We start from the raw sequence: 12,054 nt of genomic DNA, 5'->3' as shown, positions 1-12,054 counted from the left end.
TTTACCAATTTTATTGTATGTATTCCATTATGGAATAAAGATTAAAATATTCTAAATTTTTAGAAATAAAAAAGTACGATGTACGTACTTTTTTATTTTATTAAATATTATAGTGCAACAATATTTACAGCATTCGGGCCTTTTTGACCTTGAGCGATGCTGAATGATACTTGTTGACCTTCAAATAAAGTTTTGAAACCTGAGTTAGCGATTTCGCTGAAATGAGCAAATACATCTGGACCAGATTCTTGTTGAATGAAACCAAAGCCTTTAGCTTCGTTAAACCATTTTACTGTACCAGTTACTGTGTTAGAGTTAGACATAATATATCCTATGAGTTTTAAGAGTTTTTAGTCATTTCGAAATTTAAATGACTATTTTTAACTTTGAAAAATAATAAGAATTGAGCTTAAGATCTTAAAAAAACGGAGGATTATGACTAAAACTACGATACTTAAAGAAGATTTACTAAACAATACTTTTTTTCTAGTTAATTGAACTATACACGAAATAAAATTATATTCAAGCTTTTTTATCTCTTCTATTTATTTTTCTTTTTAAATGGTTTTAAAACAACAACTTTTAGACTGCATTATCTGGATTACATCTGGCTCTTTTGGTCAATTGAAAAAATATATTTGCTGGCATGTGGTATAAATTTTATTAAAAATATTTTTATAAAACAAATATTTAATTTGATATATGTTTGCTGGGATGAGTGCTGTATGAACATGCCATGAAATATATATTGATTGGGTTTTGTTCATTCATACGCTTTCTTTTTCTGTTCTTTATGGAAGGAGAGTATAGATCACGAGGAAGTAAAACTTAAATAATAGTAAATATAAGCCTTGAACAGCGCTGTTTGTCTATTTTGAAATCAGTTTGGCATCTTCTTTTATTTTCTAATGTTTTATCTATATAACGAACCTCATTAAATTCTAAAGATTAACCTAAAATTGCGTGCAATATTCTGAACAGCTTAGAGTAGACATGATAGTATTTAGCCTATGAAAAACGGACTAAAACTTGATTCCATGTCTATTTTTACCAAAGAAATTTCTGCACTAAAACTCAATCAATTTAAGCAGCATGAAAAACGCTGGATTGGTGGGCTACTTGGTTCTGCAGGTGCGTTATTATTTAAAGAAATTGCCGAACAATTCTCGCATTTATTTGTACTGATTGCGCGTAACAATCAACATTTGGCACAGCTAGAAAGTGAACTTGAGTTTTATGGGCTAAAACCAACTATTTTCCCAGATTGGGAGATTTTGCCCTATGATCGCTTATCTCCGCATCAAGATATTGTCTCGGAACGACTGGCTATTTTAGCCAATATGCCGCAGCAAGGAATTTTACTGGTTTCAGCTTCGACCTTTGCCCAGCGTGTTGCCCCCGTGTCTTGGGTGCTTGGAGCGCATTTTGATTTAGCTGTCGGGCAAAAATTTGACTTAGAACAACAGAAAAAACGCTTGATTCAGGCAGGTTATCAACTGGTTGACACTGTGTATGATCACGGTGAGTTTGCGGTACGTGGTAGTATTGTCGATGTTTATGCATCAGGTCAGGAAGCGCCGATTCGGATTGATTTGTTTGATGATGAAATTGACACCCTGAAATATTTTGACCCCGAAACTCAGCGTACTACGCAAACCATTCAGCAATTCCGTATTTTACCTGCTAAAGAATTTCCACTTAAAGAAGCTCGTGCGTTGTTTCGTGAGCGTTATGCCGAAAGTTTTCCAACAGCAAATCCAAAGAAAAATCCAATTTATCAGGATGCTTTAGATGGGATTGCATCTTCTGGCTTAGAGTTTTATTTGCCGTTATTTTTTGAAAAGACAGCGATGCAAAACCAAAGTACGCTCGCCAGTTACTTTCCTGAACAGACTGTTGTCATCAATACTGATGATTTGGATGAAAGTCTGACTCAGTTTTGGCAAGATGTGTATCGGCGTTATGAAGACCGCCGTCACAATGTCGATCAACCATTATTGCCTCCTGAAGATTTGTTTTTAAAACCGCAACAAGTTCTGGAGCAGGTCAATCAGTTTCGCCGTATTGTGGTTTCAGTTGACCCGATTGTTGAAAAGGCAGGGGGTATCAATCTTGCCACCGATGCGCCGCCTAAACTGCCTGTGGATGCTAAATTAGAGCGACCATTTAGCCAAGTAAAACATTATGCCGATGCTGTAAGCTATCCTGTATTGCTCGTTGCAGAAAGTGCAGGGCGGCGTGAAACCTTAAAAGATGCCTTGCGTCCAAGCTTTGGTGATATTCCACAAGTTGACTCGTTTCAGCAGTTTTTAAAAGAACAATATTCGATTGCAATTACCAATGCACCTTTAGATCGTGGTTTAGTGATTCATGATCATCTCGCGGTGATTTCTGAAAATCAGTTGTATGAACATCGGGTTGTACAGCGTCGCCGTAAACGTCAGCAGGAAATTTCTGAAGAGTTTCTGGTTCGTAGTTTGACTGAGCTGAGCATTGGTGCACCTGTGGTTCATATTGATCATGGGGTGGGGCGTTATGCTGGTTTGGTGAATTTAACCATTGATGAGCAAGAACATGAATTTTTACAGCTTGATTATGCAGATGGCGCAAAGATCTATGTGCCTGTATCGAACCTGAATCTGATTAGCCGTTATAGTGGTGGTGACCCAGATTTAGCACCTTTGCACAAGCTGGGTAATGATGCATGGAATAAAGCCAAATGCAAGGCACTGGAACAAATTCATGATGTTGCTGCCGAGCTTTTGCATATTCAGGCGCGTCGTCAGTCTAAGCCAGGTTTTGGTTTTGAACTGGATCAAGGCATGTATATGCAGTTTGCCAGTGGCTTTGCTTATGAGGAAACGCTGGATCAAGCCAATGCCATTGAAGCCACGTTATATGATATGCAACAAGCCAAACCGATGGATCGTTTGGTCTGTGGTGATGTAGGTTTTGGTAAAACCGAAGTTGCAATGCGCGCGGCGTTTGTTGCGGTGCAAAACTCAAAACAGGTTGCAGTGTTGGTGCCGACCACGCTCTTGGCTCAGCAGCATTATGAATCGTTTAAAGACCGTTTTGCAGATTGGCCGATTCGGATCGAAGTGTTATCGCGGTTTGGTTCAAGCAAGACCCATCAAAAAACCATTGAAGATCTGGCACAAGGTAAGGTCGATATTGTGATTGGAACGCACAAAATCTTGCAGGAAAATATCCAGTTTAAAGATTTGGGCTTAATGATTGTCGATGAAGAGCATCGTTTTGGTGTACGAGACAAAGAACGCATTAAAGCCTTGCGTGCCGATGTGGACATGCTGACACTGACTGCCACGCCAATTCCACGAACCTTAAATATGTCATTTAGTGGCATGCGTGATTTATCGATTATCGCGACGCCACCCGCACGCCGTTTAGCCGTGAAAACTTTTGTACAAGAACAGACTGATGCCACGATTAAAGAAGCGATTTTGCGTGAATTGCTGCGTGGCGGGCAAGTGTATTTCTTGCACAATGAAGTCGATACCATTGAGCGTACAGCGGAAAATCTCCGCCATTTAGTGCCTGAAGCACGGGTTGCTGTAGCACATGGACAAATGCGTGAACGTGACTTGGAGCAAGTCATGCAACAATTTTACCACAAGGAATACAATGTCCTGGTGTGTTCAACTATTGTGGAAACGGGGATTGATGTACCAAATGCCAACACCATGATCATTGAACGTGCCGATAAACTCGGACTGGCACAGTTGCATCAGCTACGTGGCCGTGTAGGGCGTTCACATCATCAAGCCTATGCTTACCTGATGGTGCCTTCTCTTAAAGGTTTAAAAGGCGATGCCGAAAAACGCCTAGATGCAATTCAGCGTGCTTCAACTTTGGGTGCAGGTTTTATGTTGGCAACCGAAGACCTAGAAATTCGTGGTGCAGGTGAACTGTTAGGTGAAAAACAAAGTGGTTCAATGCAGGCGATTGGTTTTAGTTTGTATATGGAAATGCTGGAAAAAGCCACCAAAGCCATTCAATTGGGTCGGACACCAAACTTCGATGCACCATTGAGCTTAACTGCGGAAATCAACTTACATATGCCTGCACTCATCCCTGATGACTATTTGGGTGATGTGCACCAGCGCTTACTGTTTTACAAACGCATCAGCAATACCAATAGTCAGGAAAAACTCGATAATATCCGTATGGAGTTGATTGACCGTTTTGGGATTTTACCTGTTGCTGTAAAACAGTTGTTTAGCGTGCATGAAATTCGGATTCAGGCGGAGCAGCTTGGCATTGTAAAAATTGATATTAATAGCAATGGTGGTTATGTCGAATTTTCACCTGATACGCCTGTACAAGCGATTAGTATTATTCAAATGATGCAGCGCCAGCCGGCTTATTTTCGTATGGATGGCGGGCAGCGCCTGAAAATTATGGTCATGCTGGAAGACTATGAAAAACGTATTCGTTTTATGCAGGATGTTTTGGTACAGCTGATTCGGGAATTACCTGCAAGCTAGTTTTTTGGCGGCTCGAATATATCACCTAATCGTGTATATTCGAGCGATAAAGCACAATCCGTTCATATTCATGTCAACATGGATATGTTAGTATAAAACCACTTTTCGTTATTTTTACCATTTATAAAGATATGTTTAGTTTACATCCGCAACTTGCGCAAGATACTTTTTTGGTTGGTGATTTTCCGTTATCAACTTGTCGTTTAATGAACGATATGCAATTTCCTTGGTTAATTTTGGTTCCTCGTGTACCAGGAATTACCGAACTGTACGAACTCAGCCAAGCCGATCAGGAACAGTTCCTACGTGAATCAAGCTGGTTGTCGAGTCAGCTATCACGTGTATTTCGTGCCGATAAAATGAATGTGGCAGCATTAGGCAACATGGTACCGCAACTGCATTTCCATCATATTGTACGTTATCAAAATGATGTTGCTTGGCCAAAACCTGTTTGGGGTTTACCTGCAGTGCCGTATAGCAACGATGTGTTGGCACATATGCGTCAGACCTTAATGCTGGCACTACGTGGTCAGGGTGAAATGCCATTTGACTGGCGAATGGACTAATTTCATTTATCCACATAATGTTGCTTAGAGGTGGGGCAAAGGTGCCATTTGAGCGGAATGTAAATAATAAGTTTGTGCTGGAAAGTGTGTATAGATTCATTGCTTATCTCATGCTTTCGTTTGGTGTGTTACTCTACTATTTTCCGATGCCTCTACACTTTCAGCATTATGTGGTTAGCATTTTTTCAGTAGCTGTTTTTATTGCAATACTTTGTATATTTGTTCTTGCGAAACATAAATTTACCCGTCACCAAATTAAACAAATTGTTTTTGTCTTAGACTTGTGCGTCGTGGCGGCAGTTTTATCTGCGGTACATTTATCTTTCGTTTTTAGTGGCTTAATACTCGCGTCGTTTTGGTATTTATCAACCTCATTCAATAAAATTTCTTTTGTCGGGTACAGCCTTGGCTTTCTATGTGCTGTCATGACCTTTTATATCAGTGCTTTTTTATTTTTTGGTTTTGAAAACTATTTTGAAGATGCCAGTATCTATTTGACCATTTACAGTTTTATCTGTTTTTGTGCCTGCTTTGGCGTAACCAATTATTTTAATAAGAAAGCATTAAAAAACCTGATGACAACTAAAGATTATTATCAGGATCAGATGAATCGTTATATTCAGTTTTCCAATCAACTCAGCCGTTATGCCCCCTTGCAATTATGGCAGTCGATTATGCGTGGCGATACTCAAGCCAAAATTGATTATAAACGCAAAAGAATGACGGTGTTTTTTTCGGATGTGATCGGTTTTACCCAACTGGCTGAAAAATTAATTCCCGATGATTTGGCATTTGTCTTAAATGATTATTTGAGCCATATGGCAGAAATTGCCAAGCGTTATGAAGGCACACTCGATAAATTTATTGGCGATGGTATGCTCATTTTCTTTGGCGATCCACAATCGCGAGGTGTGGAGCAAGATGCCAAACATTGTATAGAAATGGCGATTGCCATGCGGCAGCAAATGCATGTACTCCGTGAGCGTTGGTTAAAAATGGGCTTTCCTGAGTTGCATATTCGCATGGGGGTGAGTACAGGTTATTGTCACGTAGGAAACTATGGCTCAGATTATCGAATGTCTTATACTTTGATTGGTCATGATGTGAACTTGGCAGCACGTTTACAGGCGGCAGCACATCCTGATGAGATTTTGATTGCTGATGAAACGTATCGTTTGGTCAAAGATGAGTTTGTTTGTGTTCCTAAAGAGCCGATGCAGCTCAAAGGTTTGAGTGAGCCAATTCGAACTTGGCAACTTATTGATAAATATACAGGAATTCGTTCAGACTTGCAGCAATGGTTTGACTATGAATACAAAGGTTTTCATTTGTTGTTGAATCTGGATGAAGTGCAGCATTATGAATATCAGCAGTTGCTTGATGTTTTGGAGCAAATGAGACAGCGGATTCAAACTCAGCAGGACTTGACGACAGAGCAGGGAATTGCACGTTTAGACGCCAGTGATGAAGTGCAGGATTCGGACTCAAAGCTCAGTGGCTTTGAATCCGATAAAGTCTAAAATTTAGTGGTTTTCTGATGCATGGTTGATCGTGTATTTGGGAATTTCAACTTCTAAATCTTCATTTTCCACATTTACCTGACAAGATAAACGCGAATCAGGTTCTAAACCCCATGCACGATCAAGCAAGTCAGCTTCAACATCATTCATCTCTTCTAGACTGTCAAACCCACGACGAACAATTACATGACAAGTGGTGCATGCACAAGACATGTCACAAGCATGTTCAATCTTGATACCATTTTTGAGTAAGCTTTCACATAAATTACTGTGATTTTCGACTTCAAACTCTGCACCTTCAGGGCAAATCTGGGCATGCGGAAGAACTTTAATACGTGGCATATCTTTACCTATTCAGAAGTTGAGTTTGACCAGTCATCTAGTTTAGTGCCTTTGAGGGCATGGTCAATATGACGGTTCATACGTAGCGCGGCAAAAGCATCACTGTGAACTTTAAGCTGGTTGACAGCTTGCTCAATGGCTTGGAGATCCTGACCTTGCAACTGGTCGGCAAGTTTTTGCTGAGCTTGCTGCAACTCACTGAGCTGAGTGTCATTGAGTAAATTGGCATCTGTTTTAAGTGCTTGAGTCAGCGCTTCCAGTTCACGTTGAGCTTCAACTTTGGTTTCTTGCAAGTGACGAAGTTGCTTGTCTTCTTCGGCATGCTGAAAACCTTCAAGGAGTAAGCGTTCCATATCGGTATCGGATAAACCGTAAGATGGTTTAATGTCGATATGTGCTTCAATACCTGATGTGGTTTCACGCGCAGACACAGCCAATAAACCATCTGCATCGACTTGGAACGTCACTTCAATACGTGCTTGACCCGCAGTCATTGGTGGAATACCACGCAGTACAAAGCGGCCTAAAGAACGACAATGCTCAACCAGATCGCGTTCGCCTTGTACCACATGAATCAGCATGGCGCTTTGACCATCTTGATAAGTGGTAAATTCTTGACGACGTGCTACAGGAATGGCGGTATTACGTGAAATTAGACGCTCAACCAGACCGCCCATGGTTTCTAAACCTAAAGACAATGGTGTGACATCAAGCAGTAATGAACCATCTTGGCTATTACCAACCAATTGATTCGCTGTAATCGCTGCGCCAATAGCAACCACTTCATCTGGGTTTATGGTACACAAAGGCTCTTGCTGGAAAACTTCAGCAACGACTTTCTTTACGGCATATGAGCGTGTTGAACCACCGACCAGCACGACATTTTGAATGTCACTGAGCTCAAGTTTGGCATCGCGCAGTACACGTTTGCAGACGTTAATAGTGCGGTCAAGGGCAACTTGAATAATCGATTCAAATGTTGGACGATCAAGGCTAATCACTTGATCAAGCAAATGTAATTGAACATGTTCTTGCTCAGACAGTTGCTCTTTAGCTTTACGTGCTGTTACCATGAAGTGGGCATGTTCAGCATCATCTAGCTCATCTAGATTTAACTGTTTTTTCGCCCATTTAACGATTAAACGGTCGAGGTCATCGCCACCTAGCGCAGTATGTCCGCCTGTTGCCAGTACTTCAAACACACCTTGCGAGAAACGTAAAATTGATACGTCAAATGTACCGCCACCCAAGTCATAAATGACATAGTTGCGATCAGTCGACAAATTGGTTTCCTGATCTAAACCATATGCAACCGCTGCGGCTGTAGGCTCATTCAATAAGCGTAAAACATTTAAGCCTGCAAGCTGTGCAGCATCTCGTGTTGCTTGGCGCTGGGCTTCATCAAAATATGCAGGAACGGTGATTACAGCCCCAGTGAGTGGTTGTTGAATGCTGTCTTCGGCACGCAGTTTAAGTTGCTTTAAAATGTCGGCAGAAATTTCAACAGGTGTTTTTGGTCCAGCATTGGTTTGGAATGCAGGCATTTCATTGTCTGCCCCAACCAGTTCATACGGATGCTGAAATTTGATATCTGCTTTAGAACGACCCATGAAGCGTTTGACTGAAACAATGGTGTTTTTCGGGTCACGGGTAACAAATGGTTTGGCTTCCTCGCCATAAGCATTTTGTTCTTTTGCATAATGCACAATCGATGGCAATAAAACCCGACCATGTTCATCTTGTAAAACTTTAGCTTGACCTGAGCGTACAGTGGCAACCAAAGAGTGCGTTGTGCCTAAATCAATACCAATCGCAACACGGTGTTCGTGAGGCGCACTTGACTGACCAGGTTCAGCAATTTGCAAGAGAGCCATCTGTTAAAATCCTTGAATATAAAAATTAAAAATCATCATCCAGATCATACTGGTCATCATCAAGTAACTGATCTTCAGCTTTATCAATGTCATTCATGACACGCTGGAAAAAACGTAACTTGCGTACAGTATCGCGTGCTTCGCCCCATTCTTCATCATCATAATCGATTTTAAATTCACGAACCAAACTTTCAATCCATTGATTTACTTCATCTTTTAAAGAGTGGAGTTGCTCTGGATTTTGCGCTTCATCAAGTTGTTCACGAATTTCAAGCGCTGACTGTAAAAACTCAAAATCATGAATAGACTGATCAAGACCGTGATCTTGTTTTTTAAGCGAGAGCAAATAAGCAGCACGGCTATCGACATGGGACAGAACTTTATAAGCTTGATTAATTGCACTTGATTTGATGAGTGCTTGATCTTTATCTTGTGCTTTATCAGGGTGATATTGTTGTTGCAATTTTAAAAAGCTGGTTTTCAAAGTCGCTAAATCAATATCGAGCGCTACAGGTAATTCGAACAACTCAAAATGATTCATGGGAGATGATTTCCACGAGGTAAATGTCAATAAAACAGTGAATTATACACTGTTTTATTGGAAATGAAGGAGAAGGGCATAATTAAACAGTGAAAGACTCACCGCAACCACATTCACCTTTTTTGTTTGGGTTGTTAAATTCAAAGCCTTCGTTTAGACCATTTTTAACATAGTCCATTTCTAATCCTTCGAGATAAACCAGACTCTTCGGATCAACAAAGACTTTTACGCCAAACTGTTCAAAAATTTGATCATGTGTATCGATTTCATCTACAAATTCGAGTACATATGCTAAACCTGAACAGCCTGAAGTTTTCACCCCAACGCGAATGCCTTCACCCTTACCACGATTTCTGAGGTAATTGCTAATGTGGGCGGCTGCATTTTCAGTTAAATGGATCATGAAAACTCCGTGAATTTATCTTGCCAAACAATTATGCATTTGATTTTTTGCTACGATAATCTTCAATCGCAGCTTTGATCGCGTCTTCTGCCAATACTGAACAGTGAATCTTCACAGGTGGTAAAGCCAATTCAGTTGCAATATCAATGTTTTTGATCGCTTGTGCTTCATCAAGTGTTTTACCTTTTAACCATTCGGTTACGAGTGAACTTGATGCAATTGCTGAGCCGCAACCATAAGTTTTGAAGCGCGCTTCTTCAATTACACCTTCATCGTTCACTTGAATTTGTAGGCGCATTACATCGCCACATGCAGGTGCGCCGACCATACCTGTACCCACATTGGTTGCATTTTTGTCAAGTACACCAACGTTACGTGGGTTTTCATAATGGTCAATGACTTTTTCGCTATATGCCATGGTCTTTCTCCGAACCTAGGGGGTCAGCCTGAGTATCCTAATTAATATGGTGGTAAAAACATCAATCACAAGGATTAATGTTCTGCCCATTCAACTGTTGAAAGGTCGATGCCTTCTTTATACATATCCCAAAGCGGTGAAAGCTCACGGAGTTTTTCTACAGCAGTTTGAGTAATGCTAATCACGTGATCAATGTCTTCTTCGGTAGTGTATTTACCAAAACTGAAGCGGATTGAACTGTGCGCAAGTTCGTCAGACAAACCTAGTGCACGTAACACGTAAGATGGTTCTAGTGTTGCAGAAGTACATGCAGAACCACTTGAAACAGCAACATCTTTAAGTGCCATCATTAAAGATTCACCTTCAACAAAGTTAAAGCTGACATTTAAATAGTTGGCAACATTGTATGTCGGGTGACCATTGAGGAAAACTTGCTCCAGACTTTGCAAGCCATTCCATAATTTGTCACGAAGCACACGTAAGCGAGTTTGTTCAGCATGCAGATTTTTACCTGCAAGTTCAAATGCTTCGCCCATACCCACAATTTGATGTGTTGCAAGTGTGCCAGAGCGCATACCGCGTTCATGACCGCCACCGTGCATTTGTGCTTTTAGGCGAACACGTGGGCTACGACGCACATAGAGCGCACCAATCCCTTTAGGACCATAAATCTTGTGACCAGAGAAACTCATCAGGTCAACTTTCATTTGGCTAAGGTCAATTTCAATCTTGCCTGCAGCTTGAGCAGCATCAACATGCAAGAAAGTTTTGTTGGCGCGAGTCAATTCACCAATGGCAGCAACATCTGTTACCGTACCAATTTCATTGTTCACCATCATGAGGGACACTAAAATCGTATCTGGACGAAGTTCAGCAGCCACCATTTCAGGGGTAATCAAACCTGTTTGTGGTTGTGGTTCAATATAGGTAATTTCAAAGCCTTCTGCTTCAAGCTCACGGCAAGTATCTAAAACCGCTTTATGTTCGATTTTACTGGTAATGATATGTTTGCCTTTAGATGCGTAGAACTGAGCAACACCTTTTAGTGCAAGGTTATCTGATTCAGTCGCGCCAGAAGTCCAAACAATCTCACGTGGATCGGCTTTAACAAGATTAGCGACTTGTTCACGTGCATACTCTACTTTTTCTTCTGCTTGCCAGCCGTAAGCATGTGAGCGCGAGGCTGGATTGCCAAAAGTACCATCAAAGGTTAAGCATTCCATCATGCGTTCAGCAACTTGTGGGTCAACTGGAGTTGTTGCTGCATAGTCAAGATAAATAGGACGTTTCATGTTAAATACCTGTAACCGATAATAGGTCTGACTCATAAGGTGCTGTGTTTTGGCGAATCGAGACAGTTTGTACATTGTCACGAGAAATGAGGTCAGCTAAAGAGATTTTTGCTAAATAATCGGCGATATGGTGAGAAAGATCTTGCCATAAGTCGTGAGTTAAGCACATTGCGCCATTTTGACAGTTGCCTTTATGGTCACAACGTGTCGCATCCACTGTTTCATTGACAGCTTCAATAATTTCTAAAATAGTAATTTCATTTGCGCTTCTTGCTAAATGGTAACCACCATTTGCACCACGAACGCTAGAAACTAAACCATGACGTTTCAGCTTAGCAAATAACTGCTCGAGATAAGCGACTGAAATTGTTTGCCGTGCTGCAATTTCTGCAAGTGTGATCGTTTGTTCAGGTGGCTGCAAAGCTAAATCGAGTAAAGCAGTCACTGCGTAGCGACCGCGAGTGGTTAAACGCATAATTCGATACACATGTTTAGACTAGATGTCTAAATTTTATGAATCCTGACTAAAATAGTCAAGTTTTTTTGATAGGAATAAGATAGACGGAATTTAAGCTGATTGAATAATTGTT

At 40.8% G+C, this 12,054-nt stretch carries 11 protein-coding genes; 3 read left to right on the top strand and 8 right to left on the bottom strand.

Features of this window, described 5'->3' with window-relative positions:
- Positions 1 to 107 precede the first annotated feature (107 nt).
- Complete coding sequence (locus tag E0H77_RS11530; RefSeq protein WP_131315248.1) at positions 108 to 323, bottom strand: cold-shock protein; 216 nt, start codon at positions 321 to 323, stop codon at positions 108 to 110.
- A gap of 720 nt (positions 324 to 1,043) precedes the next feature.
- Here E0H77_RS11530 and mfd point away from each other — a divergent pair.
- From mfd to E0H77_RS11515, 3 genes are all read left to right on the top strand, one after another.
- A complete protein-coding gene (mfd, locus tag E0H77_RS11525) occupies positions 1,044 to 4,508 on the top strand; it encodes a transcription-repair coupling factor (RefSeq protein ID WP_131378300.1) in 3,465 nt (1,154 codons plus the stop codon).
- Between the two features lie 131 nt (positions 4,509 to 4,639).
- Positions 4,640 to 5,074, top strand: coding sequence for an HIT domain-containing protein (locus tag E0H77_RS11520; protein ID WP_004751830.1), 435 nt, complete (start codon positions 4,640 to 4,642; stop codon positions 5,072 to 5,074).
- A 41-nt stretch (positions 5,075 to 5,115) separates the two neighbouring features.
- The gene (locus tag E0H77_RS11515; RefSeq protein WP_131378127.1) at positions 5,116 to 6,594 is read left to right on the top strand and encodes an adenylate/guanylate cyclase domain-containing protein; all 1,479 of its coding nucleotides are present in this window, start codon (positions 5,116 to 5,118) and stop codon (positions 6,592 to 6,594) included.
- Between the two features lie 3 nt (positions 6,595 to 6,597).
- Here the strand turns inward: E0H77_RS11515 and fdx are convergent, their stop codons facing one another.
- The 7 genes from fdx to E0H77_RS11480 form a co-directional block, all read right to left on the bottom strand.
- Positions 6,598 to 6,936: an ISC system 2Fe-2S type ferredoxin gene (gene fdx / locus E0H77_RS11510; protein ID WP_131315246.1), complete on the bottom strand. Its 339-nt coding sequence runs from the start codon at positions 6,934 to 6,936 to the stop codon at positions 6,598 to 6,600.
- Positions 6,937 to 6,944: 8 nt separating this feature from the next.
- Positions 6,945 to 8,810, bottom strand: coding sequence for a Fe-S protein assembly chaperone HscA (gene hscA, locus E0H77_RS11505; protein WP_131378125.1), 1,866 nt, complete (start codon positions 8,808 to 8,810; stop codon positions 6,945 to 6,947).
- Positions 8,811 to 8,835: 25 nt separating this feature from the next.
- Positions 8,836 to 9,351: a Fe-S protein assembly co-chaperone HscB gene (gene hscB, locus E0H77_RS11500; RefSeq protein ID WP_131378123.1), complete on the bottom strand. Its 516-nt coding sequence runs from the start codon at positions 9,349 to 9,351 to the stop codon at positions 8,836 to 8,838.
- An 82-nt stretch (positions 9,352 to 9,433) separates the two neighbouring features.
- Positions 9,434 to 9,754, bottom strand: coding sequence for an iron-sulfur cluster assembly protein IscA (gene iscA / locus E0H77_RS11495; RefSeq protein WP_131378121.1), 321 nt, complete (start codon positions 9,752 to 9,754; stop codon positions 9,434 to 9,436).
- Between the two features lie 31 nt (positions 9,755 to 9,785).
- Positions 9,786 to 10,172: a Fe-S cluster assembly scaffold IscU gene (iscU, locus tag E0H77_RS11490; protein WP_131315242.1), complete on the bottom strand. Its 387-nt coding sequence runs from the start codon at positions 10,170 to 10,172 to the stop codon at positions 9,786 to 9,788.
- 74 nt (positions 10,173 to 10,246) lie between these two features.
- Positions 10,247 to 11,464, bottom strand: a complete 1,218-nt coding sequence (locus E0H77_RS11485; RefSeq protein WP_131378119.1) for an IscS subfamily cysteine desulfurase — start codon at positions 11,462 to 11,464, stop codon at positions 10,247 to 10,249.
- 1 nt (position 11,465) lies between these two features.
- The gene (locus E0H77_RS11480; protein ID WP_131315240.1) at positions 11,466 to 11,939 is read right to left on the bottom strand and encodes an Rrf2 family transcriptional regulator; all 474 of its coding nucleotides are present in this window, start codon (positions 11,937 to 11,939) and stop codon (positions 11,466 to 11,468) included.
- Positions 11,940 to 12,054: the final 115 nt, after the last annotated feature.

The sequence above is a fragment of the Acinetobacter brisouioides genome (genome assembly GCF_004331075.1).
GTDB lineage: Bacteria > Pseudomonadota > Gammaproteobacteria > Pseudomonadales > Moraxellaceae > Acinetobacter.
This window is presented reverse-complemented; position numbering and strand designations above follow the sequence as displayed.

Excerpts from the sequence above, each read along its gene's own strand:
- E0H77_RS11530 (WP_131315248.1), bottom strand. The coding sequence starts at position 323 with ATGTCTAACTCTAACACAGTAACTGGTACAGTAAAATGGTTTAACGAA.
- E0H77_RS11520 (WP_004751830.1), top strand. The coding sequence starts at position 4,640 with ATGTTTAGTTTACATCCGCAACTTGCGCAAGATACTTTTTTGGTTGGT.
- fdx (WP_131315246.1), bottom strand. The coding sequence starts at position 6,936 with ATGCCACGTATTAAAGTTCTTCCGCATGCCCAGATTTGCCCTGAAGGT.
- hscA (WP_131378125.1), bottom strand. The coding sequence starts at position 8,810 with ATGGCTCTCTTGCAAATTGCTGAACCTGGTCAGTCAAGTGCGCCTCAC.
- hscB (WP_131378123.1), bottom strand. The coding sequence starts at position 9,351 with ATGAATCATTTTGAGTTGTTCGAATTACCTGTAGCGCTCGATATTGAT.
- iscA (WP_131378121.1), bottom strand. The coding sequence starts at position 9,754 with ATGATCCATTTAACTGAAAATGCAGCCGCCCACATTAGCAATTACCTC.
- iscU (WP_131315242.1), bottom strand. The coding sequence starts at position 10,172 with ATGGCATATAGCGAAAAAGTCATTGACCATTATGAAAACCCACGTAAC.
- E0H77_RS11485 (WP_131378119.1), bottom strand. The coding sequence starts at position 11,464 with ATGAAACGTCCTATTTATCTTGACTATGCAGCAACAACTCCAGTTGAC.
- E0H77_RS11480 (WP_131315240.1), bottom strand. The coding sequence starts at position 11,939 with ATGCGTTTAACCACTCGCGGTCGCTACGCAGTGACTGCTTTACTCGAT.